The sequence below is a fragment of the Stenotrophomonas sp. STEN054 genome (assembly GCF_056854535.1).
Genome location: NZ_JBXFWG010000045.1, coordinates 1 through 24,661, shown reverse-complemented (window position 1 = coordinate 24,661; position 24,661 = coordinate 1). Strand labels below are relative to the sequence as shown.

Genomic DNA, 24,661 nt, shown 5'->3' with positions numbered 1-24,661 from the left:
GCGCACCCACCGGGGTAGCGCCGGGCCATGCCCGGCGGAACACGCGATCACCCGCGGCGCGGGTCCAGCGAAATCAACCGCGTGGCATCCAGCAGCGCCGCCGGCAGGTGCATGCCGCCGGGTGCGGCGAGGTAGCGCGGGCGCCACTGTGGGGCGAACTTCGACTTGAACCGGCGCAGGCCGCTGAAGCCGTAGAAGCGTTCGCCATGCCGCGCCAGCAACCCGGCCAAGCGGTTCCAGCGGCCCGCCAGGCGGTGCTGGGCCAACCCGGACAGCGGCGCCATGCCCAGCGAGAAACGCGCATAGCCCTGCGCGCGGCCCCACAGGAACAGCTCGATGAACAGGAAATCCATTGTGCCCTTCGGTGCCTCGTTGACGTGGCGCATCAGGTCCACCGACAGCTCGGCACCGGCCGGTGCCTGCCACAGGTTGGCGAAGGCCACGATCTCGCCCTCGACCTCGACCAGCGCCACCGGGAAGCGCACCAGGTACTGCGGATCGAAGCTGCCCAGCGAGAAGCCCTTTTCGTCACCGGCCTTGTCGTCAAGCCAGGCGTTGGAAATGGCATGCAGGCGCGGCAGCAGCTCGGGAATGTCTTCCACCGGCGCTACGCGGAACGACAGGCCGCTGCGCTTGCCGCGGTTCCAGGCCTGGCGCAGGTCGGCGCGCTCGCGGCCTTCGAGGCCGAAGTCGTGCAGCGGCACGATGGCTTCCTCACCCAGCTTGACCAGGCCCAGGCCGAGATCCAGATACGTCTGCCAGTACGCCTCGCCCACCTGGTAGAACACCGGGCGCAGGCCGAGGCGGTCGGCTTCCTCGCGGAAGCGCCAGATCAGCGCACGCGCGACGTCGGGCGGGCCGACCGGATCGCCCATCGCGATCAGCGAGCCGCCATAGCGTTGCATCATCACGAAGCCCTGTTTCGCCTCGTCGCGCAGCACCGCCTTGTCGGCGGTCAGCACCAGGCAGGCCTGGGTATCAGTGGCGTTGGCCAGCACCGGGGCCAGCGCCTGCAGGGTGGCATTGTCGGCGGCAGGGAGGGGCGTGCGCGTGCTGTGCAGCAGGCGGGCCAGGCCGAACATCACCAGCGCGATGGCCACCACCAGCAACGCGCGCAGCGCACGCGGGGCATTGCCCGATACCGCGAACTGCCACCACAGCTCGTTCTGGTATTCGACGTGGCTGTAGGTGAAGAACAGCAGCCAGGTGACCGCGACCAGCACCAGGCCCAGGTTGCGCAGCCACGGCCACGACCACGCTTCATCCAGCAGCGCGCCCTGGCGGTAGAACTCGCGGCGCGCGGCCCAGAGCGCCATCGCCACCAGCAGCGCAGACACGGCGATGAGCGGCTGGCCGCCGCGCAGCCAGAGCGGCAGCGGCGTGATCACGCACACCGCCATCGCCAGGATCCAGGCCGCATGGCTGCGCCGGGCCAGGCCCTGGCCGATCAGCAGCAGGACGACGCCACCGAGGCTGCCGATCAGGTGCGAGGTTTCCAGGATCGGCAGCGAGGCGTTGAGCAGATGGCGGCGCGGTGTCGGCAGCGTGCCGTCGATGACCAGCGCGGCGCCGATGCTGAAGGCGGCCAGCGCGATGATCTGCGGCAGCCACGGGCGCAGCGCATGCCAGCCGGCGCGGGTGGCACCGGCGCTGGCCTGCAGCGGCTGGCGCAGGGCCGGGGCGAGGGCGAGCAGGGTGGCCAGCAGCAGCGGCAGCACGTAGTAGGTGACGCGATAGATCAGCGCGGCCGCCAGCACCGCGGCCGGGGCGACCTGCGGCAGCAGTTTCAGCAGGCTCCACTCGAACACGCCCAGACCGGCCGGGACCGTGGACACCAGGCCGGCCAGCACCGCCACCAGGTACAGGCCGACGAAGCCGGGCAGGCCGGTGGGGGTCGAGTCGGGCAGCAGCACGTAGAACGCGGCGCTGGCCAGCACCAGCTCGATCACGCTGAGCACGGTGACGCCGAGCATGGTGCGGCGGTCGGGCAGCCACAGGCCATGGCCGAAGATGTGGAATTGGCGACCGTTGCGGCCGACCAGCAGCACGGTGGCGGCGTAGGCGAGCAGGGCGAGGATGCCGACCACGCGCACTGCGGCCGGGTCCAGCGGCAGGGCCAGTGCGGCAGCGGCCGGCTCCATGCACAGCGCCACACCGATCAGCAGCCAGGCGCCGAGCACGAAGCCCAGCGTGCTCATCAGCACCACCTGGCCGATCTGCGCCAGGTCGAGGCCGGCGCTGCGGTAGCCGCGCAGGCGCACCGCGCCGCCGGTCAGTGCGGCAAAGCCCACCGTCTGCCCCAGGGTGTGGGCGAGGAAGGCAGTGATGCCCACGCGCGCCGGATGCACGCGGATGCCGCTGCGGCGCAGGCCGATGGCATCGAAACCGATCAGGCAGGCATAGCTGGCCAGGCCCAGCAGCACGGTCAGTGCGATCTGCGTGCCGGTCAGCTTGTGGAAGGCTTCGCGGATGGCGCGGTAGCCGTGCTCGTCGAACTCGTTGGCCAGTCCGTGCAGGGCCAGCGACAGGATCAACAGCGGGATGACGATGGTCAGGACCCGCTTCCATGACGGGGTGTGCGAAGCGGTGGTGGGGTCGTTGGCTGGGGTCATCGGCGCAAGAATGCGACAGCAGGGGGGAAGAGGGGTGTCAACGTGAACGTGGCGCATCGTGCGCCTGTCGCCGGCGTTTGACCAGCACCGGCACTGTGCGGCGATTGGCGGCAACGAATGTGCGTGCGGGAGGCCACATTTCATCGCCCGGCTGGGTGAGAATGGGGTTCAGTCCACCCCGCAGGAGCCACGCCCATGATGGAGCGTTACGACGTCGGACCACGTATGTCCGAGATGACCGTGCACAACAAGGTCGCCTACCTTTCCGGCCAGATCCCGGAAGACACCAGCCAGGACATCACCGGGCAGACCCGGCAGGTGCTGGCGGAGATCGACAAGCTGCTGGCGCTGGTGGCCAGTGACCGCCAGCACGTGCTGCGCGCGGAAGTGTTCCTGGCCGACATCGCCGATTTCGATGGCATGAACAAGGCGTGGGATGAGTGGGTGGTCGAAGGTGCGACCCCGGCGCGTGCGACGTTCGAAGCGAAGCTGGCGCATGCCGAGTGGAAGGTCGAGATCGTGATTACCGCGGCCGTGCCGTAATCCGGGATTGCGTGAAGCGGGATCGGATCCCTCTCCGAGGAGAGGGCTCTGACCCCGTTCTGGTTCAGTGCGGACGAATTTTCGTCGCGGCGTGCGCGGAGAGAGCGATGCAGGCCTGCATCAGGCCTTCCATGATGCGGTCGCCGACGTATTCGTCGGCCTCGCCGTCCTGGCGGGTGCGTTCGGCGGCGAGCACGAGTTCCTGCACCACGCGCAGGCCGACCAGGGTGCAGTCTGCGTCGGTCAGGCCAAGATGGCCGCCGGGCAGCAGGTAGCCTTCCGGCCAGGGGAATCCATCGACGGCGGCAGCCGCGCTGATTTTCCGCAGCAGGGCCATCAGCCTGTCGGGATGGCGCTCGATCTCGTCCGCTGCATCGGTGATGTCGCAGGTGCAGTCGTCGGTAACATCCGAAGGGGTCATGGCATAGCTCCGTTCAGGTCAATCGGTAGCCGCCACGGCACGGTGGCGGGCGGAACGTGCCTTGAAAACCGGCCAGCCGCTTGGGGTGGCCCGTCACAGGACGTTTGCGGAAGTCTGGCATGCGGCTGTAAGAGGCCGCAGTGGGCTGGCGCATGTGCCACGAGCAGCGGGGCAATCTGCGATGTGCGTCCTGTTTCGTGAGGGCGCGGGGCGCGCAGGGCGCGGTGATTGCGACGGATGTCTGGTGAAGCGGGGTCAGAGCCCTTTGCATTGGAAAGGGATCCGACCCCGGCTACAGCTGCACCAGGTCGATGCAGTCCACCGGGCACGGCGGGATGCACAGCTCGCAGCCGGTGCAGAGGTCGGCAATCACCGTGTGCATGTACTTGGCGCCGCCGACGATGGCGTCCACCGGGCAGGCCTGGATGCACTTGGTGCAGCCGATGCAGTCGGCTTCGACGATCAGCGCGACCTGCGGCGCCTTGTGCTCGCCGCGCGTGCGGTCGAACGGCACGGCCGGTACGCCCAGCACCTGCGCCAGCGCGCGTGCGCCGGCATCGCCACCGGGCGGGCAGCGGTCCACGCCCGCTTCGCCGCGAGCCATCGCCTGCGCATACGGGCGGCAGCCGTCGTAGCCGCATTGCCCGCATTGGGTCTGCGGCAGCAGGCGGTCGAGACGTTCGGTCAGGGGCGGGATCAGGCTCATGCGTGGCGAAGGCTGCGCGTCAAAATCACTTCAGGGGTCTACCGCGGTACCAGCGCTCGTGGGCGAGGGCCAGCATCGGGCGGTCTTCGTAGCTGTCGCCATAGGCGTGGATGCGCAGGTAGCGCGACAGGTCGAACTGGCGGCGGATGTGCTCGACCTTGCGCGGGGCGCAGTCGCCGCCCGCATAGCGCCCGGTCAGGCGTCCATCCTGGCTTTCCAGCCGGTTGCAGATCAGCTGCAGGCCCAGCTGTTCGCACCACGGCCGGAGGTACAGGTCCAGCGAACCGGACACGATCACCACGGTGTGCTGCTGTTCCTTGTGCCAGCGGATCTGCTCCAGCATTTCCGGACGCATCACCTCGGGCAGCACCTCGCGGGCGAAACCGGCCGCCAGCGTGGTGATGTCATCGGCGTGGCGTTCGCTGAAGGTGAGCCGGGTGACGCGGGCGCGGATGCGCGCGGCGGAAATGATGCGCAGGCGGTAGGCCAGCAGCCAGGGGCCGACTTTCCACCACGCGCGCGCCAGCTGCTCGGGCGTGGCCACGCGGCGCAGGAAGCGGCCATAGGTATCGCAGGTGGTGACGGTGTGGTCGAAATCGAACAGCGCCAGTTCCATCCTGCTCTCTCCCATGGCCATGCCTTCCGTGGCGGTCTGCGTGGAGGGCGCGGTGGTAGCCGCGCCCGCAGGGCATCAGCGGACCGGCATGCCCGGCTGCGCGCCGCTGTCGGCGTCCAGCAGCGCCAGCGCGCCACCGTCGAAACCGGCCGACAGGATCATGCCTTCGCTCAGGCCGAAGCGCATCTTGCGCGGGGCCAGGTTGGCGATGAACACCACGCTGCGGCCGACCAGTGCTTCGGGTTCGCCGTAGCTGCCGCGGATGCCGGAGAAGATCTGGCGCTTGCCCAGGTCGCCCGCATCCAGTTCGAAGCGCAGCAGCTTGTCCGAGCCTTCCACGAACTCGCACACCAGCACCTTGCCAATGCGCAGGTCGAGCTTGGCGAAATCATCGATGCCGATGTGGGCCGGCGCGTCGGCGCTGTTCGCTGCGTCCTTGCCCGGAGCCGGGGCAGCCGGCTTCACGGCTTCGGTCCTGGCGGCGGGGGCGGCAGCAGCGGCTGGCTGCAGGGTGTCCTTGGAGGCGTCGATCATGGCGTCAATCTTCTTCGGGTCGATACGGGTGAACAGCGGGGTGTACTCAGCAATGCGGTGGTCCAGCAGCGGCTGTGCCAGAGCGGTCCAGTCGTTCACCGGCGCGGCCAGGAAGGCTTCGGCCTGCGCGGCGGTGGCCGGCAGCACCGGCTTCAGGGCGGTCACCAGCACGCGGAACAGGTTCAGGCCCTGGCTGCACACCGCCTGCAGCTGCGCGTCGGCGCCTTCCTGCTTGGCGATGACCCACGGCTTGACCTCGTCGATGTAGCGGTTGGCTTCGTCGGCCAGGGTCATGGTCAGGCGTATGGCGGCAGCAGGGTCGTTGCGCTCGTACGCTTCACGGATCGGCGCCAGGCCATCGACGAAGCGCTGGTACTGCGCAGCGTCGGGCAGCTGCGCAGCCAGCAGGCCGTCGAAGCGCTTGCTGATGAAGCCGGCGCAGCGGCTGGCCAGGTTGACGAACTTGCCGACCAGATCGGCGTTCACGCGCGCCACGAAGTCGCCCAGGTTCAGGTCGAGGTCGTCCACGCCGCCGCTGGTCTTGGCCGCGTAGTAGTAACGCAGGGCTTCCGGCTCCAGGCCGGCGTCGAGGAAGGTACGCGCCATCACGAAGGTGCCGCGCGACTTGCTCATCTTCGCGCCGTCGACCATCAGGTAGCCGTTGACGTGCAGGCGGGTCGGCGCGCGGTGGCCGGTACCGTTCAGCACCGCCGGCCAGAACAGGCCGTGGAAGTTGACAATGTCCTTGCCGATGAAGTGGTGCAGTTCGGTGCTGCTGCCTTCGCGCAGGTGCGATTCGAAGTCTTCGCCGAGCTTGCCGCACAGGGTCTGGAAGCTGGACAGGTAGCCGATCGGCGCGTCCAGCCAGACGTAGAAGTACTTGCCCGGCTGGCCGGGGATTTCGAAACCGAAGTACGGCGCATCGCGCGAGATGTCCCACGCGCGCAGGCCGCCGTCAGCGTCCAGCCATTCCATCAGCTTGGCCTTCACACCCGGCAGGGCGACGTCGCCGGTCAGCCAGTTGCGCAGGAAGCCTTCGAAACGGCCGACCTCGAAGAAGAAGTGTTCCGAATCGCGGATTTCCGGCGTGGCGCCGGAGATCACCGACTTCGGATCCTTCAGGTCGGTCGGATTGTAGGTGGCGCCACAGACTTCGCAGTTGTCGCCGTACTGGTCGGCGCTGCCGCAGTTCGGGCAGATGCCCTTGATGTAGCGGTCGGGCAGGAACATGCCCTTGGCCGGGTCGTAGAACTGCGCCACCGAGCGACGGCTGATGTGGCCGGCCGCTTCCAGCTTCAGGTAGAACTGCTCGGTCAGCGCCTTGTTGGCGGCCGAGTTGGTCGAGTCGTAGTGGTCGAAGGCCACGCCGAAGGCCGCGAAATCGCGCTCATGGCCGGCCTGGATGTTGGCGATGAAGGCTTCCGGGGTGACCCCGGCCTTTTCCGCGGCCAGCATGATCGGCGTGCCGTGGGTGTCGTCGGCGCAGACGAACCAGGCCTTGCCGCCGCTCATTCGCCGCGCGCGCACCCAGATGTCAGCCTGGATGTAGCCGACCAGATGGCCCAGGTGCAGGGGGCCGTTGGCGTAGGGCAGGGCGGTGGTGACGAGCGCGGTACGGGTCATGGTCGCGGGGTGCAGCCGAGGGGAACCGCAGATTATCGCATGCCTGCAACGAGGTGACCCGGCCGGGGCCGGGTCACGGAGGTACTGCGCGGGCCGGAGGCCTTACTCGCGGACCCAGGTCTGGGTGCGGCAGATGAAGGCGATGCAGCCGGAAACGTCCAGCTTGCCGCCGCCCGGCTGCAGTTCCAGCTTCGATTTGTAGGTCTTGCCGTTGGCTGGGTCGAGGATGGTGCCGCCGGACCACTTGCTGTGGCTGCCCTTGTCCTGCGACAGGTTCCACAGGATGGTCATGCCCTTCACCGGCTTGTTCTTGTTGGCGCCTTCGCAGCCGTCGCAGACCGGGTTGGGACCCTTGTCCGAGTGCAGGATCTCGACCACCTTGCCGGTCAGCGCGCCGTTGGCGGCCTGGCTGATCTCGACGATCGACTTCACCTTGCCGGTCTTGTCGTCGATGGTCTTCCAGCGGCCGGCGGCGCTGTCGGCGGCCTGGGCCGACAGGGCGGCCAGGCACAGCGGCAGTGCCAGCAACAGGGTCTTGAAGGTCTTGCGCATGGTCCCCTCCCAGGGTTCATTCCGGCACGTTGCCGGTACAGGGTGACTGTATACCCATTCGGCAGGGTATGGGGAAGGGGGGCTTTGCAGGGCTTGCAGCCCTGCACCTGCAGAGGCCGAAGCAACAGCAACAGCGGCATTCCGTGGGATGGCGGGGCACTGTGGGTTTGCGGGGACGCCGTGAACCCATCCATGGGGGCTTGGTCGCCGCTTGCTCGTGTGCGCTGTCCTGCGCACACGGCAAGACCGGGGTTGGGCGTCCTGCCCAACCCGCCCGAGGCATGCCTCTGGCCCATGCGGCTCACACCCCGCAAACCCACAGTGCCCCGCCTCTGACAGTTTCCCGCTGCTCATGGTGGGTGCCGACCGTTGGTCGGCACGGACCGGATCAGACGACTTCGTACAGCTCCAGCGGCAGGTCGTCGGGGTCGGCGAAGAAGGTGAAGCGGGCGCCGGTGTATTCGTCCACGCGGATCGGTTCGCAGGCGACGCCGTGGTCGGCCAGGCGCTGGATGATCGGTTCCAGTGCGGCCACCCGGAAGGCCAGGTGACGCAGGCCCTGGGCCTCGGGGCGGCTCGGGCGCGGCGGTGGGGCGGGGAAGGAGAACAGCTCCAGCTGGCCACCGTCGGGCAGGGCCAGGTCCAGCTTCCACGAGTCGCGCGCGGCACGGTGGTTCTCGGCCAGCACGCGCAGGCCGAGGATGCGCACATAGAAATCCTTTGAACGTGCGTAATCGCTGCAGATCACGGCGGCATGGTGGATGCCCAGCAGGCCGCCGGTCGTTGCGCCGGTCATGGCGTGGCAGGTGCCGCCGCGGCAGGCTGCTCGAGCCAGCGGTCCACCTTGCGCTCCAGCACGTCCAGCGGCATCGAGCCGTCCTTCAGCACTTCGGCATGGAAACGGCGCAGGTCGAAGGCCGCGCCCTGGCGGGCCTTGGCCTTGTCACGCAGGGCCAGAATGCGGCTCAGGCCAGCCACGTTCGACAGTGCCTGGCCCGGCTGGGCCATGATCCGTTCCACTTCCGCGCTGGCGTCGTCCTCGCTCATGTCCACGGTCTTCTGCAGATAGCTCACCGCCTGCTGCTTGCTCCAGCCCTGCGCATGCACGCCGGTGTCGGCAACGACGCGGGCCGCGCGCAGCAGGCGCGAATACAGATAACCGATGCGGTCGTGGGGATCGCTGTAGACGCCCAGATCGTCGCCCAGCGTTTCGGCATACAGGCCCCAGCCTTCGACGAACGCAAGGTCGCCACCGAGGCGGCGGAAGCGCGGCAGCTTGGCCAGTTCCTGCTGCAGTCCCAGCTGCACGTGGTGGCCGGGGATGGCTTCATGCAGGTACTGCATCGGCACGCTCCAGCGCTTGCGGCTGGGCAGGTCGCGGGTGTTGATGTAGAGCACGCCGGGTTGCCCCGGCTGGCCGGGCTGGTAGGCCGCGGCGGCAGCGGTCATCGCGCGCTCCGGCTCGACCGCGCGTACTTCCAGGCGATCCTTCGGCAGGGTGTCCAGGATCTGCGGCAGGCGTGCATCCACCTGCTGCTGCAGCTGGCGGTAGCGGTTGATCAGTGCGTTGGCATCGCCGTACTGGAACTGGCGGTCGCTGCGCATGCTCTTCAACAGCTTGGCCTGCGAGCCGCGCAGCTTGTTGGCCTTCATCACCGAGGCGATCTGCGCGCCCAGTTCCTGCACGCGCTGCTCGCCCAGGGCATGCAGCTGGGCGGCGGTCTGGTCGCTGGCGGTGGTCTGCACGATCAGGTTGGCGTACCAGCCTTGGCCGTCGGGCAGGGCGCCCAGGCCGCTGCTGCTGCGGGTGGCCGGCAGGTATTCGGTGGCGATGAAGCCGCGCAGGGCGCGGTAGGAAGGCAGGATGCGCAGCTCGATCATGCGCTTGTATTCGGCGCTGATGCGCGCTTTTTCCACGGCGGGGATATCGCCCGGCATGGTCCTGATCGGCGACCAGAAGATGCTTTCCTCGGCGGTCGGGGTGATCACCGCGTCCAGTTGTGGCAGCACCTTTTCCATCAGGTCGCGGGGCTGCACCACGCCGGCCTTCATGCCCTGGCGCATGTTGTCGATGGCCTGGTTGAACAGGTCGGGGATGCCCAGCGAGCGGCGCGACCAGGTGTCGTAATCCTTGACCGTGTTGAACGGCTGCGCGCCGGCACCGGCGCCGAGGATCGCCATGATGCTGCCGATGTTGTAGTACTGGCTGATTGGCATCATCCAGCTCGGGTAGCGCTCGGCGGCCAGCGAGGCGCGCGCATCGCGCACGAAGATCTCGTAGCTGAGCAGGTCCTGGCCCTGCAGGCCGTCACTGCCGACCTTCTCGACCTTGCCCAGCCATTCGCTGGTGAAATCGTGCGACTGCTGGCGCCATGCGGCGGAGAGGATGTTGGGCAGCTGGTCGTTGTAGCGGGCGTCGCCCTGGAACGTGGCCTGCAGCGGATTCAACCGCATCGAGGCTTCCCAGTATTCGTCGTACAGGCGCTCCAGCTGCACCTGCTTGGGCACGGCGCGGGCCGGTGCGACCGGGCGCGCTGCGGCGCGGCGCGTGCTGCTGCCGCGTGCCGGGGTGGCGCGTGCGGGCTTGGCCTTCGGCTTGGCGGCCTGCCGGGTCTGCGCGGCGGCGGGGCGGCTGGCCTTCTTCTTCGCTGCCTCTGCCGACGGCACGGCACTGAACAGGAACAACGCGGCGATGGCGGCGGCCAGGGCGCGGGTGGGATACGGCATCAGGAGCTTCCGTGGAACACAGACCGTGGAGCTTGCACGATCCGCGCGCCTACGGCCAGCGTGAAGGCGCAGTCAGCTTGCCGTCGCTGGGGCTTCAGTCAGCCGCAGCGGCAGCGCGCAGCTGCGCGGCGCGTTGTTCGCCCAGATAGCGGGTGATCGCGCGTCGCATCAGGTACAGCAACGGGATCAGGGCGATCGCAAAGCCCATCTTGTAGACGTAGTTGACGCTGCTGACGGCCAGGAACAGCGAGGTCGGCCATTTCTGCGGGCCCAGCACGAAGGCGATCCAGATCACCACGAAGCTGTCCACCAGCTGCGAGACGGCGGTCGAGCCAGTGGCGCGCAGCCACACATGGCGCTCGCCGGTGGCCTGGCGGATGCGATGGAACACCGCTACGTCGATCAGCTGGCCAACCAGGAAGGCCACCAGCGAACCGGCGATGGTCCACATGCCCTGGCCGAACACCGCGGCGAACGCCGCCTGGTAATCCGGCACGCCGTGCGCATCCATCGAGGTGACCCACCAGCTGGCCGGGGCCAGCGAGATCGCCGCGAACGCGAACAGGAAACCGTAGGCGATCAGCACCACCGCCAGCCACGAGATGAAGCGCACGCCGCGCTTGCCGAAGAACTCATTGATGGTGTCGGTCATGATGAACACCACCGGCCACAGCAGCGTGCCGGCGGTGAAGCTCAACGAGCCGGTCTGGCCGAACAGGTTCCAGTTCAGCGCATCGATGCCCAGCGTGTCTTCCAGCGCGAAGATCTTGACCCCGATCAGCTCGGCCAGCACTGCGTTGCCGCAGAAGAACGTGGCCAGGATGATGAACAGCAGGACCGCACGGTCCTGCAGGGGGCGCGCGTAGGGCGCGTCGCTGGGCGTGGTGCTCACTCGGGGCGTTCGCCGGCGCGGGTGAACGGCACGCTGGCCGGGGCCACGGCACCGCCGGAAATGATGAAGCTCATCGCCTGGTCCACGGTCCAGTCGGTCGGGGTGAGCAGTTCCACCGGCACGATTTCCAGGTAGCCCGAGGTCGGGTTGGGCGTGGTCGGCACGTACACCGCCGCCAGTTCGCGGTCGGTGCCTTGTTCCTTGATGACCCGGGTGACCAGGCCGACCGACTTCATGTCACGGTGCGGGAAATCGATAAGGACCACGCGCTGGGTGCTGCCCGGTTCGGTCTGCAGCATGTCCAGCAGTTTCTTGGCGCTGTCGTAGATGATGCTGGCCAACGGGATGCGCTTGATGATGGCGCCGACCCAGCGCAGCAGGCGCTGGCCGACCACGCGACGGCTGGCCACGCCGACCGCCAGGATGACCAGCAGGGTGGCCAGCAAGGCGATGGTGTCCTGGATCCACTCGGCATGGACCCAGCCAAGGTAGTGCGGGAAGCTGGTCGCGATCTGCTCGGACAGCGGCACCACCAGCGGGCTGGAAATACCCGACAGCAACACGAAGACAAACTTCACCACGACCCAGGTCAGCCAGATCGGCAGCAGGGTCAGCAGGCCGGTCAGGAACAGGCGTTGCAGGGAAGGACGGGGGACCAGGACGGGGGCTTCGAGCGACATGTGCGCATTGTAGCGGCCGGCGGCGCTGGATTACGCTGGAACCCAGGGGCGGAGCCGGACAGGGAAGGGATGCTGTGGTGAGGATGCTGCGCGGAGTGGGCTGGGCCCTGCTGGGGCTGCTGGTGCTGGCGGTGCTGCTGTGGACGATGTCGCGGTTCTGGCCGCTGCCGGCCGCCCAGCGGGAGCAGGTGCGGCTGCTGGAAGACGTCCGGCAGGCGCCGGGCAGGAACGGGTTCGCGCTGCTGTGGACGCTGCCCTTCGAGGACCTGGACCCGGCCCGGCGCGAGGCTGCGCTGGGCGAGGATGCGCGGCGCTGGCAGGCGCGCTCCACGCCGGACGTCATCGATTCCGCGCTGGCGGCCACGCAACCGGCAGTGAAGGTCGACAACCGGGGCTATTGCCGGTCCACCGGTGAAAGCTGCCTGGCCAGGGTGCGCGCCGATACCGCGCAGTTCCGTGCCGCCCATGCGGGGCATGAGGGCCTGCATGAACGCCTGGACGCGCTGGCCGATGCAGAGCGCTTCGACAGCCCGTTCCAGCCGGACGGTGCCACCGGATTGTTCCCGATGCCGCGCTACCAGACTTTGATGGATGGCAGCGGCGTGCATGCGCTGGCCTTCGTGCAGGGCGATGTTCCTGCGGCGCTGGCCGGCAGCTGTCGTTCGGTGCAGCTGGGCCGGCGCCTGATGCACGGTGGCAATACGCTCATCGACAGCATGATCGGCGCCGCGATGGTGCGCGCCAACGTGCACCTGCTCGCGGAGATGCTGGCGGAACTGCCGCCCGACCAGGTGTTGCCGTCGGCCTGCGAAAGCGCACTGCTGCCGATGGAAGCTGCTGGACAGAGCCTGTGCCGGCCGATGCAGGGCGAGTTCGCGATGACCCGGGCCGCCATCGATGCATCGCTGCAGCAGACCGGCACCGTGCTGGTGATGGATCGCGAGCACACGCTGGGCCGCTTCGCCGCCAACTTCGGCTGGGCCTGTGGTCCGGGCTCGGAGGCTGCGCTGCAGGCCGACCGGCCGGTCGAGGTGGTTGCGGGCTCGGATTGGGATATGCGCTGCCTGGCCAACATCGTGGGCTGCACGCTGAGTGACATCTCCGGCCCGGCCTACCAGGATTACGCCGCACGCAGCCAGGACGTGGCGGCCCTGCTGCGCCTGCTGGGCGCACAGCGCTGGTTTCGGCAGCAGCCGGAAGGTCCGCAGCAGGCCCTGCAGCGCCTGCCGGCGCAATGGAGCTCATCCACGCGTGCGCCGGTGCTGTCGGCCGATGGCTCGCGCCTGCAGGTGCCGCGCCGCGCGCGTGATGCAGGCGGCAAGGATGATGCAATGCTGTCGGTGCCGTTGTAGGTCAGGCAGCGCTGCCGCGCGCCTGCGGCTTCAGGCGCACGTAGACCTGCTTGCGCACGCGGGCGACGACGTCGCCGGAGGCATCGACCACGTCGTTGCTGAACCAGCGCAGGACCTTTTCGCCGTTGGCGGCCTCGGCGCGCAGTTCATCCAGCATCGCCTCGTCGATATGGAAGGCAGTTCGCACGGTGCCGCGCCCGGGCTTGAGGAAGTCGATGGCGCCGGCACGGTCCCACACGTAGTAATCGCGGCCCAAGGCATGCATCAGGCCGAGCATCCAGAACGGATCGGTCATCGCGAACAGGCTGCCGCCGAAATGGGTGCCGACGTAGTTGCGGTTCCAGGGGCGCATCCGCAGCTCCACCTCGATCTGCCGGTAGTCCGGGGTGATGCGGGTGACATGGATGCCGGTGAACATGAACGGCGGCCACAGGTTGATGCCGAGGCGGAACGTGCTGGCTTTCATGTGCGGATGGGGCGCGGGGTCGAGAACCCGAGTCTAACCATTCGCATGCGTATGTTGAACCCCGGGCCGCAGCATCCAACATGCCCGGATCCCGGGCCCGCGTGCGTTACGGGTCGCCATTCATGGCATAGCCGTCGCGGCCGTTGTCCTTGGCGCGGTAGAGCGCGGCGTCGGCGCCTTCAACAAAATGATGGGGGTGCACGCTGCCGTCGGGCACGCGCGTGTACACGCCGATGGTGAGGGTGATGCCTGCGGCGCTGCCGTCGCCTGGGGGCGGCAATGCGCGCACGCTGGCGATCAGGTCCTCCACCACCAGGCGTGCACCGTCGGCCGGCGTGTCCGGCAGCACCAGTGCGAACTCGTCGCCGCCATAGCGCGCGGCCATGTCGCGCGGGCGGCGCGCATGTGCGGCGATCAGGCGGGCTACGTCGCGCAGCACGCCGTCACCCACCTGGTGGCCGTGGCGGTCGTTGTGATGCTTGAAATGGTCCACGTCGATCAGGGCCAGGCTCAGCGGCTTGCCACTGCGCCGCGCGGCATCGCATTCCTCCTGCAGGGCCTGTTCGAAACGCAGGCGGTTGCCCAGCCCGGTCAGCGCATCGCGGTTGGCCTGGCGGTGCCAGGCCGAGATGCGCCAGACCGCCCACACCAGCAGGATCAGCATTACGCCGAACTGGGCGCTGGCCGGTGCCCACCACAGGTTGCCCACGCGCAGTAGCAGCCAGGCCAGTACGGGGGCCAGCGGCAGCGAGCAGAGCGCAGCCAGCCACGGCAGGCGCAGGCCCAGCAGCATCACGCACAGCGCGGCAATCAACCCGGACAGCAGGTCCTGCACGGCGCGTGGCAGCACGTTGATCTGCTTGTCCTGCAGCAGCATCGAGGCGATGTTGGCCTGGTATTCGCTGCCGCTCATCCAGTACTCGCGGGTGGTCGGGGTCAGCAGGCGTGATGCGATGCCGCTGGCGGTCATGCCGACCACGATGCGCCGGCCGCGCAGCAGCGACGCGTCAACCTGCCCATCGAGCACATCGGCGTAGGAGACCTGCGGCAGGCGCTCGGGCGGGCCGGCATAGCGCACCCGCACGTAATCATCGCGACGCCATTGATAGGGCGAGTCGAGCGCGGGCTCGGGGTCGGCCAAGCCGTGCACGCGATTGGCCGGAATGCCGGCCAAGGCCATGCCCAGCGATGGCCAGTGCGCCTGGCCGATGCCGGCGCGCAGGTATACGCCGCGCGCCACGCCATCGGCATCGACCTCGACATCACTGTGGCCGATCGCCGCGGCGCTGGCCGCAATCAACGGGATGGGCAGCAGCTCCTCGGCCAGGCGGTCGCCCGCCGCCGGCGCCGCCAACACCGGCAGCACCACCCGGCCGTTGCGGCGGATGGCCGCGGCCAGCGCCGCATCCTGGCGCGCATCGTGGCGGTCCGGCTCGGACAGCATCAGGTCCAGCACCACGCGTTCGGCGCCAGCATCGGTCAGCCGGTCCAGCAGCCGTGCATGCACCGAGCGTGGCCACGGCCACTGGCCGATGCGCTGCAGGCTGTCCTCATCAATGGCGACGATCAGCACGCTGGGGTCGGGCCGGTACTCCCAGTCGCCCACCAGCAGGTCGTACGCCGCTTCATCCTGACGCCACAGGAAGTGCCCGTCGCTGACCACCGCCGTGGCGATGCCGGCCAGCAGGGCCAGCAGGATGCGCCGCGACCAGGGCAGCGGCGAGCGCCTCACAGCAGCAGCCACAGCAGCAGGGCACCGCCGCCGGCGCCGTAGCACAGCCGGCACGGCAACGTGACCTGCTGGTCCGGTGAGAACGGGCCGGCGTGGCCGTCGTCGTCGATGTACTGCACGCGCACGTGCAGGGTGCCGCGCCACGGTCGCTTGAAGCTGACCTGCGGCTGCGCCAGCGTTTCATCCACCAGCGGTGCCTTGAAGTCACCGCGGCGGTCGACCTGCACGCGGTAGCGCTGGCCTTCGCTGCCCGCCTGCCAGCGCAGGGTCAGTTCGCCATGCGCAGCTTCGGGCGGCTGCAGGGCCGGGTCGACCGGTTCGTCGGTGAGCTGCAGGGGCAGGGCCTGGCCGAACGGGCCCTGGTGGCCCTGGCCATCGCGCGAGGCGACGCGCCAGAAGTAGTGGCCGGGCGGCAACGGCGTGGCCAGGCGCAGGTCGGTGCCGTTGCTGGCCTGCTGCTGCAGCGGCTGCAGGAAACGAGGCTCGGTGGCGATCTGCAGCACGCTGCTGCTCGCGCCCGGGGCCTGGGTCCAGCGGAAGCGCGGCCGGTCACTGTTGGCGGTCTGGCCGTGCAGGGGCGACACGGTCAGCGGCGGTGGCGGCTGGTCGCTGAGCAGGAAATCGGCGCTGGCATCCAGGCCCTCCACGCCCTGTGCATCGACGGCGCGCAGCAGCAGGCGCAGGGCGACGGGCGGAAGGTCGTCGATGACCAGCGAGGTGTCGCGGGTGGTGGTCGCGAACAGCAGGATCTCCGGCGTGGCGGCCAGCACGACTTCAACCCGGTAGTGGTCGGCAGCGGCCACCGGCTCCCAGGCCAGGCGTGCCGGCAGTGGTGCCAGCACAGTGGCATCGCTGCGCAGCCGCGGCGCGGGCAGCAGCGCGGAGACGGCGTCGGGTGCGGTATCGGCGCTGGCGCTGCGGCTGGCCTGGCCCGGGCGCACCAGGCGCTGGCCATGCGGGTTGCCGACCTGCACGCGGCCTTCCAGCACTTCGGTGGCACCGACCTGCGTGCCGTTGCCGGCACTGACGCGGAACACGGTGCCGCGCACGCTGCTGGTGGCGGCAGGGGCATCGATGATGTAGCGCGACGCCGGGCCTCGGGCAGGGGTGACGCGGTTGCTGGCCCGGCCCTGCTGCAGGCGCATGCGGGTGTCGACCATGCCGGTGTGGCCGTAACGGCTCAGCTGGTCCAGGCGCAACCGCGAATGCTCGCGCAGCTGCAGGCGCGATGCATCGGCGAATTCGAGGGTGACGCTGGCATCGGCATCGGTCTGCACGGTGTCGCCAATATGCAGCAGTTCGCCGGCCAGCAGGGCGCGCGTGGCGCTGCCATTGGCGGCGACCAGTTGCACGGTGCCGCGCACGGCCAGCACCCGGGCCGGCGCCGGTTCGACCCGCAGCCAGCTGACCGGGAAGCGCAGCAGCCCGCCGGGCGGCAGGCGGTAGGGGTTGTCGATGCGGTTGTGCTGCTGCAGCTGCTGCCACGGCACGTCCGCCTTCAGGTACAGGCCGCCCAGGTCCCAGAGGGTATCGCCGGGGCGGACCCGGTAGTTCCAGTCCTGTGCGGCGGCGAGGCCGGGCAGCAGGAACAGGGAGCACAGCAGTGCGGCGAAGCGGCGGGCGAGGAAAGACGACGAACGGCCAACGGTCACGGAGTGCTGTCCCGGCTGTGCGGGGGCGCAGCTGCAAGACCCCATGGCCCCGACCTCATCCCCCCGAATGGATCGTAGCGGCCAAAAGGACGCTACCGGTCACATTATTGCCCGCCGTCAGTGCAGGATTTCTGAACGAGACACGTCTCTGTTCAGAACAGCAGCGAGGCCATCTTCCGGCGGTAGCGGCCAACCAGATCCTCGTCGGTGATGACGTTGAAGGCATCGATCAGTACCTTGCGCGGCAGGCCGTCGGCGAAGCTGCGGTCGATCCGCAGCATCTCAAGGAACTGTTCCAGCGCGGCTTCGTCGTGGCCGCCGAGCAGCAGCTGCACGCCACGCAGATGGCGGGCCTGCAGGTCCTTGCCATCGGCGGCGATGCGCGCGTCGAGGGCCTCGGCCGAGGGCGCATCCTTCAGCGCGGTAGCGAAGGCCAGACGGGCACGGCCGCGCACGGCGCGGTCGTCGGTGGCCAGGTTGGCGGGCAGGGCATCGATCAGGGTGCCGGCCTCGTCCACGCCGCCCACCTGCAGCAGGGCCAGGGCGAGGTCAAGCTTCAGTTCGTCCTTGTCCGGCTCGGCGGCGATCTGCGCACGCAGCACGTCCACCTGCGCCTGCGGGTCCAGCGGCGCTTCGTCCTCGGCCACGGTGTCGCCGATGTCGGCCGGCACGATGCCGTGCTGGGCCAGGAACTCACGCAGCTGGCCTTCGGGGATGGCACCGGGGAAACCGTCGACCAGCTGGCCGCCCTTGACCAGGAACACGGTCGGCACCGAACGGATCTGGAAGGCGGCGGCGATCTGCTGTTCGGCGTCGACATCGACCTTGGCCAGCTCGAACGCGCCGTTGTACTCGGCCGCCAGCTTTTCCAGCATCGGGCCCAGGGTCTTGCACGGGCCGCACCAGGTGGCCCAGAAGTCCACCAGCACCGGCGTCTGCAGGGATTTCTGCAGCACCTCGGCCTCGAAGGTCGCGGTGGTGGCGTCGAATACGTGGGTCGTCGTCTCGGTCATGGGGGAAGTATCGCCTGGCAACTGGAGAACGATTCTATGGTGTCGATCCATGTAGGTCTCAACCCTTTCCTCACACCGGGCACGGACAAAGGCGTCGTGGCTTGGCGGTTGCCGCGCCTGCCGCGACAATGCAGCGGTCTTTCATTACAGGTGGATCCGCGCGATGTCCGTGCTCTGGCTTGATCGTTGGTTGGGGCTGCTGGCCGCCGCGTGCTTCGTGCTGGCAGTCGTCGGTTTCGGCGCGGCGCTGGGCGGCTACTCCCAGGCCGTGCACCCGGTGGCGCTGCTGGGTGCCCACGGCGTGCCGCACGCGCTGGCCTTCAACGTACTGGGCCTGGTGCTGCCGGGCGCGCTGGCGGTGGTGGTGGCCGAGCGCCTGCGCCGGCAGCTGCCGGTGGGGGCGGGCTGGGCACCGCGGGTGGGCAGCCAGATGCTGCTGCTGGCGGGCCTGGCCTTCGCGGCGATGGGCCTGCTGCCGCTGGACCCGGAGGATCTGCACGGCGGCGCCAGCCAGCTGCACGCCAGCGCGTGGATGGTCTGGGTGCTGGGCTTCGTGGTCGGCGCGCTGATGCTGGGCATCCCGCGCCTGGGCGCTGGGCAGGGGCGCGCCATGGCAGGGCTGGCCGTGGCCTGCGGCGCGCTGGCGGGCCTGGCTGCCTTCGCCCTGCAGGGCGTGCTGCCGGCGCCGCTGGCGCAGCGGCTGGCCTTCGCCTGCTGGGCGGCCTGGCTGGCGCTGGCCCTGCCGCTGTCGCGGGCGCGCTGAGACGGCGGCCGGGCCACCTTCGCGCGGGGCTTTCCGGCCCGGGATTGGAGACGTTTGCCGCACTGCGGTACGCTGTACCGCTTTGCCGCCGCAACCGCGTGTTACATGACCAGCGCCGAACCCAACGTTTACGACCCGCAGCAGGTTGAATCCGCCGCCCAGGCCTTCTGGGATGCCACCCGCGCCTTCGAGGTCGACGAGACCTCGGACAAGCCGAAGTACTACTGCCTGTCGATGCTTCCGTACCCGTCCGGCGCGCTGCACATGGGTCATGTGCGCAACTACACGATCGGCGACGTGATCAGCCGCTACAAGCGCATGACCGGCCACAATGTCCTGCAGCCGATGGGCTGGGACGCGTTCGGCCTGCCGGCGGAAAACGCCGCGATCAAGAACAAGACCGCGCCGGCGGCGTGGACCTACAAGAACATCGACCACATGCGCAGCCAGCTGCAGTCGCTGGGCTATGCCATCGACTGGTCGCGCGAGTTCGCCACCTGCCGCCCGGACTATTACGTCCATGAGCAGCGCATGTTCACCCGCCTGATGCGCAAGGGCCTGGCCTACCGCCGCAACGCGGTGGTGAACTGGGACCCGGTCGACCAGACCGTGCTGGCCAACGAGCAGGTCATCGACGGCCGCGGCTGGCGCTCCGGCGCCCTGGTCGAGAAGCGCGAGATCCCGCAGTGGTTCCTGCGCATTACCGATTACGCCCAGGAACTGCTGGACGGCCTGGATGAGCTGGATGGCTGGCCGGAATCGGTCAAGACCATGCAGCGCAACTGGATCGGCCGTTCCGAAGGCCTGGAAATCCAGTTCGACGTGCGCGATGTCGATGGCAGCGCGCTGGACCCGCTGCGCGTGTTCACCACCCGCCCGGACACGGTGATGGGCGTGACCTTCGTGTCGATCGCCGCCGAGCACCCGCTGGCGCTGCACGCCGCGAAGAACAACCCGGAACTGGCCGCGATGCTGGCCGACCTGAAGCAGGGCGGCGTGTCCGAAGCCGAACTGGAAACCCAGGAAAAGCGCGGCATGGATACCGGCCTGCGCGCCGTGCATCCGGTCACCGGCGAGCAGGTGCCGGTGTGGGTCGCCAACTTCGTGCTGATGGGCTACGGCACCGGTGCGGTGATGGCCGTTCCCGGCCACGACCAGCGCGACAACGAGGTGGCCAACAAGTACGGCCTGCCGATCGTGCAGGTCATCGCCCTGAAGGATGCGCGCAACGATGATGAGCGCACCTGGGATGCCACCCGCTGGCAGGACTGGTACAGCGACAAGAGCCGCCAGACCGAACTGGTCAACTCGGCCGAATTCGACGGCCTGGACTTCCAAGGCGCCTTCGAAGCACTGGCCGAACGATTCGAGCGCAAGGCCCAGGGCCAGCGCCGCGTCAACTACCGCCTGCGCGACTGGGGCGTGAGCCGCCAGCGTTACTGGGGCTGCCCGATTCCGGTGATCTACTGCGCCAAGTGCGGCGCGGTGCCAGTGCCGGAAGAACAACTGCCGGTGGTGCTGCCGGAGGACGTGGCCTTCTCGGGCACCGGTTCGCCGATCAAGACCGACCCGGAATGGCGCAAGACCACCTGCCCGGATTGCGGCGGCGCGGCCGAGCGCGAGACCGACACCTTCGACACCTTCATGGAGTCGAGCTGGTACTACGCCCGCTACACCTCGCCGGGTGCCCGTGATGCCGTCGACAAGCGCGGCAACTACTGGCTGCCGGTGGACCAGTACATCGGCGGCATCGAGCACGCGATCCTGCACCTGATGTATTTCCGCTTCTACCACAAGCTGCTGCGTGACGCGCGGATGGTGGACAGCAACGAACCGGCGCGCAACCTGCTGTGCCAGGGCATGGTGATCGCCGAGACCTACTACCGCCCGAACCCGGACGGCTCGAAGGACTGGATCAACCCGGCCGACGTGGACGTGCAGCGTGACGAGCGCGGCCGCATCACCGGCGCCACCCTGATCGCCGACGGCCAGCCGGTGGTGGTCGGTGGCACCGAGAAGATGTCCAAGTCGAAGAACAACGGCGTGGACCCGCAGGCGATGGTCGGCAAGTACGGCGCCGACACCGTGCGCCTGTTCTCGATGTTCGCCGCGCCGCCGGAACAGTCGCTGGAGTGGAACGAAGCCGGCGTGGATGGCATGGCCCGCTTCCTGCGCCGCCTGTGGGCCCAGGTGCACAAGCACGCGGCCGACGGCGCCGCCCCGGCGCTGGACGTGGCCGCACTGGATGCCAACCAGAAGGCACTGCGCCGCAAGACCCACGAGACCATCGGCAAGGTCGGCGACGACTATGGCCGACGCCACAGCTTCAACACCGCCATTGCTGCAGTGATGGAACTGATGAACGCACTGGCCAGGTTCGAGGACGCCAGCGAGCAGGGTCGTGCGGTGCGCCAGGAAGCGCTGCAGGCCGTCGTGTTGCTGCTGAACCCGATCACCCCGCACGCCAGCCACACCCTGTGGCAGGTGCTGGGCCACGGCCAGACGCTGCTGGAAGACCAGCCGTTCCCGCAGGCCGACAGTGCCGCGCTGGTGCGTGATGCGCTGACCCTGGCCGTGCAGGTCAACGGCAAGCTGCGCGGCACGATCGACGTGGCGGCCGATGCCGCGCGCGAGCAGGTGGAGGCACTGGCCCTGGCCGAGCCGAACACCGCCAAGTTCATGGAAGGCCTGACGGTGCGCAAGATCATCATCGTCCCCGGCAAGATCGTGAACATCGTCGCTGCCTGATGTACCCGGCACCGGCCGCCGTCCAGGCGGCCGGTGCGTTGTCGCCACGGCCATCGGCCGATGGCCCTGCGTTCACGCGTCCTCGGGCACGCTGTCTGTTGCCGTGATCGCCCGGCTCCGCCAGACTGTTCCCATGACCCGAATTCTGCTTGCCCTCGTCCTTGCCCTCGGCCTTGCCGGCTGTGGCTTCCACCTGCGCAACAAGTTGATGCTGCCGACCGACACCGCGCCGGTGAAGGTGGTGTCCACCGCGCCCTACAGCGAGCTGGTCAAGCTGTTGAACCGCAGCCTGCTGGCATCCGGTGCGAAGCTGGCCGACGAGGACAGCAAGGATCCGGCAGCACAGCTGCAGGTGCTGTCCGAGCGCTGGGGCGACCTGCCCATCGCCATCGACGCGCAGGGCCGTGCGCAGGAATACAGCCTGCGCTACGCGGTCATCTTCATCTTCCGCCGCGAGGATGGCAGCGAGCTGGTGCCGCAGCAGGTGATCGAACTGTCGCGCGACTACGTGTCGCCGCCGACCGACGCCACCGGTACTACCACCGAACGCGAGATCCTGGCCGACGAACTGCGCCGGGAAATGTCCGCCTCGATCATCCGCCGCATCGACAGCGTGGTGCGTGCCGAGCTGGAACGCGGTGGCAGCCTGTCCGCGCCGAAGCCGGCCGTGACCACCGATGGCGAACCGGCGACGACGCCGGCGCCGGTCAAGCCCTGAGCTGCCGCCCACGATGGAACTGCGACCGGAGCAGCTGGCCGGCCAGGGCGGTGACACCGCGCTGGCGCCGGTGTACCTGATCGCCGGCCCGGAAACGCTGCGCGTGCTTGAAGCCGCCGATGCGGTGCGCGCACGCGCCCGTGCCAGCGGCGTCGACGAACGTGAGGTGTTCGACGCCGACGGCCGCGACTTCGACTGGAACCAGCTCGACGCCAGTTTCAACGCGCCCAGCCTGTTCAGTGCGCGACGCCTGGTGGAAGTGCGCCTGCCCAGCGGCAAGCCGGGCAAGGACGGTGCCGAGGTCATCGGCCGGTTCTGCGCCGACCCGGCGCCGGACGTGGTGCTGCTGATCACCGCCAACGAATGGAGCAAGGCCCACCAGGGCAAGTGGGCCGAGGCGGTCAACCGCGTCGGCGTGCTGTCGGTGGCCTGGGCGATCAAGCCGCACGAACTGCCGGACTGGATCGAGCGCCGCCTGCGCAGCAAGGGCCTGCGTGCCGACGGTGCCGCGGTGCAGCGCCTGGCCGAGCGCGTGGAAGGCAACCTGCTGGCCGCCGCGCAGGAAATCGACAAGCTGGCCCTGCTGGCCGACGGCCAGCCGCTGGACGCAGAGCGCATGGAGTCGCTGGTGGCCGATGCCGCCCGCTACGACGTGTTCCGTCTGGTCGAAGCGACCTTCTCGGGCCAGCCGCAGGCAGTGCTGCGCATGCTGGCCGGCCTGCGTGGCGAAGGCGAGGCGGTGGCCGCGCTGATGCCGATCGTGATCCGCGAACTGCTGGCCGGCGCCGGCCTGGCACGGGTGCAGGCCCGTGGCGGCAACCTCGCCGCTGAAATGAAATCGCGCGGCATCTGGGAATCGCGGCAGGCGCCGTACAAGCGCGCGCTGCAGCGGCATCCGGAAGGCAAGCGCTGGGAACGATTCGTGGCCGAGGCCGGCCTGGTCGACCGCATCGCCAAGGGTCGCGCCGACGGTGACGCCTGGCTGGCGCTGGAGCGCCTGCTGGTGGCGGTGTCCGAGGCCCGTGCCGTGCGACTGCTCGCGCGCGCCTGAGTGATGAGCCTGCGGATCTATTACGGGGGCACCTTCGATCCGGTGCACCTGGGCCATCTGGCCATCGCGCGCGCCGCACGCGACGAACTGCAGGTGGCCGTGCGCATGTTGCCGGCCGCCGACCCGCCGCATCGCGCCGCCCCGGGAGCCACCGCTGAACAGCGCTGCCGGATGCTGTCGCTGGCCATCGGCGACGAGCCGGGCCTGCTGCTCGACCGCCGCGAGCTGGACCGGGCCGCACGCAACCCTGGCCAGCCGTCCTACACGGTTGACACCCTGCGCGAGCTGCGTGCCGAGCTGGGCCCGAGCCGGCCGCTGGCCTGGCTGGTCGGTGCCGACAGCCTGCTGGCCCTGCCGGCCTGGCACGAATGGCAGGCGCTGTTCGGCCTGGCCCACTTCATCGTGGCCGAGCGGCCTGGCAGCCCGTTGCGTGATGCCGTGGCTGGCGAGCTCGGCCAGGCCCTGGAAGGACGCTGGGCCGACAACGAGCAGTCGCTGTTCGCCAGCCCGGCCGGGCGCGTGCTGCGCCTGCACCAGCCCCTGCGCGGCGAGTCGGCCAGTGCCGTGCGCGCCCAGATCCGCGCAGCCGGGCTCTGGCGGGCGATGCTGCCGCCGGCGGTGGCCGACTACGTGGCAGGGGAGCGCCTGTACCACCCCGGCACACCCTCAATACCCGCGTGAATGGCGCAAGCGCGCCATGCCCGTATAATCGCCCCCACGTTTATCGAGTCGATCCACTTTGAGCAACCAGACCCAGCCCCAGACCATCAAGGTCGATCTGCCCAGCCCGCCGCCCTCCGTGCCGCAACTGCTGGCCAGCGTCCGCCAAGCCACCGAAGACCTGAAGGCCAAGGACCTGGTCGAGATCGACGTGCGCGGCCGGTCCAGCGTTGCCGATTACATGATCGTCGTTTCGGGCACCTCGACCCGCCACGTCAAGTCGATCGCCGATGAGGTCGTGCGCTTCGCCAAGAACATCGACGTGATGCCGCTGGGCGTGGAAGGCGAGCGCGAAGCCGAGTGGGTGCTGGTCGACCTGGGCGACATCATCGTCCATGTCATGCTGCCGCGCGTGCGTGAGTTCTACGCGCTCGAGCGCCTGTGGACCGTCGGCGACCAGCCGCCGCCCAGCGACGACGACGAAGTGGCCTGAGCCACGGCGTTGCTGTACCCCTTCGAGGGGGGGGGGGGGGGGGGGGGGGGGGTGGGGTGTGGGGGGTTGGCGACAGGCCCGACGACCCCCCCGGGGCGAGCGCCCCC

Annotated in this window: 22 protein-coding genes; 8 read left to right on the top strand and 14 right to left on the bottom strand. The window is 69.1% G+C overall.

From position 1 onward, the window contains the following. Nucleotides 1-47: 47 nt before the first annotated feature. Nucleotides 48-2,612 (bottom strand): bifunctional lysylphosphatidylglycerol flippase/synthetase MprF, encoded by a 2,565-nt coding sequence (gene mprF / locus AC1VXD_RS15870; RefSeq protein ID WP_482992842.1) that lies wholly within the window; start codon nucleotides 2,610-2,612, stop codon nucleotides 48-50. Nucleotides 2,613-2,807: 195 nt separating this feature from the next. Here mprF and AC1VXD_RS15865 point away from each other — a divergent pair, with 195 nt between their 5' ends. Then, nucleotides 2,808-3,155, top strand: a complete 348-nt coding sequence (locus AC1VXD_RS15865) for a RidA family protein (protein ID WP_108750666.1) — start codon at nucleotides 2,808-2,810, stop codon at nucleotides 3,153-3,155. A gap of 64 nt (nucleotides 3,156-3,219) precedes the next feature. Here AC1VXD_RS15865 and AC1VXD_RS15860 read toward each other — a convergent pair whose 3' ends face one another. The 9 genes from AC1VXD_RS15860 to AC1VXD_RS15820 form a co-directional block, all read right to left on the bottom strand. After that, a complete protein-coding gene (locus AC1VXD_RS15860; protein ID WP_482992841.1) occupies nucleotides 3,220-3,576 on the bottom strand; it encodes a hypothetical protein in 357 nt (118 codons plus the stop codon). A gap of 292 nt (nucleotides 3,577-3,868) precedes the next feature. Further along, nucleotides 3,869-4,282: an Rnf electron transport complex subunit RnfB gene (rnfB, locus tag AC1VXD_RS15855; protein WP_150454818.1), complete on the bottom strand. Its 414-nt coding sequence runs from the start codon at nucleotides 4,280-4,282 to the stop codon at nucleotides 3,869-3,871. A 25-nt stretch (nucleotides 4,283-4,307) separates the two neighbouring features. Continuing rightward, the gene (locus tag AC1VXD_RS15850) at nucleotides 4,308-4,898 is read right to left on the bottom strand and encodes an HAD family hydrolase (protein WP_482992854.1); all 591 of its coding nucleotides are present in this window, start codon (nucleotides 4,896-4,898) and stop codon (nucleotides 4,308-4,310) included. A 75-nt stretch (nucleotides 4,899-4,973) separates the two neighbouring features. Then, nucleotides 4,974-7,055, bottom strand: coding sequence for a methionine--tRNA ligase (metG, locus tag AC1VXD_RS15845; protein WP_482992840.1), 2,082 nt, complete (start codon nucleotides 7,053-7,055; stop codon nucleotides 4,974-4,976). A 102-nt stretch (nucleotides 7,056-7,157) separates the two neighbouring features. After that, on the bottom strand, nucleotides 7,158-7,607 hold the full coding sequence (locus AC1VXD_RS15840; RefSeq protein WP_150454820.1) for a DUF2147 domain-containing protein: 450 nt from the start codon (nucleotides 7,605-7,607) through the stop codon (nucleotides 7,158-7,160). 388 nt (nucleotides 7,608-7,995) lie between these two features. Continuing rightward, on the bottom strand, nucleotides 7,996-8,403 hold the full coding sequence (gene gloA2 / locus AC1VXD_RS15835) for an SMU1112c/YaeR family gloxylase I-like metalloprotein (protein WP_482992839.1): 408 nt from the start codon (nucleotides 8,401-8,403) through the stop codon (nucleotides 7,996-7,998). After that, on the bottom strand, nucleotides 8,400-10,334 hold the full coding sequence (locus tag AC1VXD_RS15830; RefSeq protein WP_482992838.1) for a DUF885 domain-containing protein: 1,935 nt from the start codon (nucleotides 10,332-10,334) through the stop codon (nucleotides 8,400-8,402). Before AC1VXD_RS15830 ends, gloA2 begins: the two co-directional genes overlap by 4 nt. Nucleotides 10,335-10,428: 94 nt before the next feature. Then, complete coding sequence (locus AC1VXD_RS15825; RefSeq protein WP_164073566.1) at nucleotides 10,429-11,226, bottom strand: queuosine precursor transporter; 798 nt, start codon at nucleotides 11,224-11,226, stop codon at nucleotides 10,429-10,431. After that, nucleotides 11,223-11,906, bottom strand: coding sequence for a DUF502 domain-containing protein (locus tag AC1VXD_RS15820; protein ID WP_482992837.1), 684 nt, complete (start codon nucleotides 11,904-11,906; stop codon nucleotides 11,223-11,225). Before AC1VXD_RS15820 ends, AC1VXD_RS15825 begins: the two co-directional genes overlap by 4 nt. An 83-nt stretch (nucleotides 11,907-11,989) precedes the next feature. Here AC1VXD_RS15820 and AC1VXD_RS15815 point away from each other — a divergent pair, with 83 nt between their 5' ends. Next, nucleotides 11,990-13,258: a GAT domain-containing protein gene (locus tag AC1VXD_RS15815; protein ID WP_482992853.1), complete on the top strand. Its 1,269-nt coding sequence runs from the start codon at nucleotides 11,990-11,992 to the stop codon at nucleotides 13,256-13,258. Nucleotide 13,259: 1 nt separating this feature from the next. On the opposite strand, the gene AC1VXD_RS15810 is transcribed toward AC1VXD_RS15815, so the two are convergent. From AC1VXD_RS15810 to trxA, 4 genes are all read right to left on the bottom strand, one after another. Beyond that, entirely contained in the window at nucleotides 13,260-13,724 is a 465-nt protein-coding gene (locus AC1VXD_RS15810) for a DUF4442 domain-containing protein (protein WP_482992836.1), read from the bottom strand. A 106-nt stretch (nucleotides 13,725-13,830) separates the two neighbouring features. Beyond that, entirely contained in the window at nucleotides 13,831-15,456 is a 1,626-nt protein-coding gene (locus AC1VXD_RS15805) for a CHASE2 domain-containing protein (RefSeq protein ID WP_482992835.1), read from the bottom strand. Beyond that, on the bottom strand, nucleotides 15,453-17,153 hold the full coding sequence (locus AC1VXD_RS15800) for a FecR family protein (protein ID WP_482992834.1): 1,701 nt from the start codon (nucleotides 17,151-17,153) through the stop codon (nucleotides 15,453-15,455). Before AC1VXD_RS15800 ends, AC1VXD_RS15805 begins: the two co-directional genes overlap by 4 nt. Nucleotides 17,154-17,260: 107 nt before the next feature. Beyond that, the gene (trxA, locus tag AC1VXD_RS15795; RefSeq protein ID WP_482992833.1) at nucleotides 17,261-18,121 is read right to left on the bottom strand and encodes a thioredoxin; all 861 of its coding nucleotides are present in this window, start codon (nucleotides 18,119-18,121) and stop codon (nucleotides 17,261-17,263) included. A gap of 163 nt (nucleotides 18,122-18,284) precedes the next feature. On the opposite strand from trxA, the gene AC1VXD_RS15790 reads away from it, so the two are divergent. The 6 genes from AC1VXD_RS15790 (at nucleotide 18,285) to rsfS (ending at nucleotide 24,554) form a co-directional block, all read left to right on the top strand. After that, a complete protein-coding gene (locus AC1VXD_RS15790; protein ID WP_482992832.1) occupies nucleotides 18,285-18,884 on the top strand; it encodes a DUF998 domain-containing protein in 600 nt (199 codons plus the stop codon). Nucleotides 18,885-18,989: 105 nt separating this feature from the next. Beyond that, on the top strand, nucleotides 18,990-21,632 hold the full coding sequence (leuS, locus tag AC1VXD_RS15785; protein WP_482992831.1) for a leucine--tRNA ligase: 2,643 nt from the start codon (nucleotides 18,990-18,992) through the stop codon (nucleotides 21,630-21,632). A 133-nt stretch (nucleotides 21,633-21,765) separates the two neighbouring features. Then, nucleotides 21,766-22,350, top strand: coding sequence for an LPS-assembly lipoprotein LptE (locus AC1VXD_RS15780; protein WP_200753288.1), 585 nt, complete (start codon nucleotides 21,766-21,768; stop codon nucleotides 22,348-22,350). A 13-nt stretch (nucleotides 22,351-22,363) separates the two neighbouring features. Continuing rightward, nucleotides 22,364-23,401 carry a DNA polymerase III subunit delta gene (holA, locus tag AC1VXD_RS15775; protein WP_482992830.1) on the top strand — a complete coding sequence of 346 codons (1,038 nt, stop codon included), beginning with the start codon at nucleotides 22,364-22,366 and terminating at the stop codon, nucleotides 23,399-23,401. Nucleotides 23,402-23,404: 3 nt separating this feature from the next. Next, nucleotides 23,405-24,082 (top strand): nicotinate-nucleotide adenylyltransferase, encoded by a 678-nt coding sequence (nadD, locus tag AC1VXD_RS15770; protein ID WP_482992829.1) that lies wholly within the window; start codon nucleotides 23,405-23,407, stop codon nucleotides 24,080-24,082. Nucleotides 24,083-24,140: 58 nt separating this feature from the next. Beyond that, the gene (rsfS, locus tag AC1VXD_RS15765) at nucleotides 24,141-24,554 is read left to right on the top strand and encodes a ribosome silencing factor (protein ID WP_108769533.1); all 414 of its coding nucleotides are present in this window, start codon (nucleotides 24,141-24,143) and stop codon (nucleotides 24,552-24,554) included. Nucleotides 24,555-24,661: the final 107 nt, after the last annotated feature.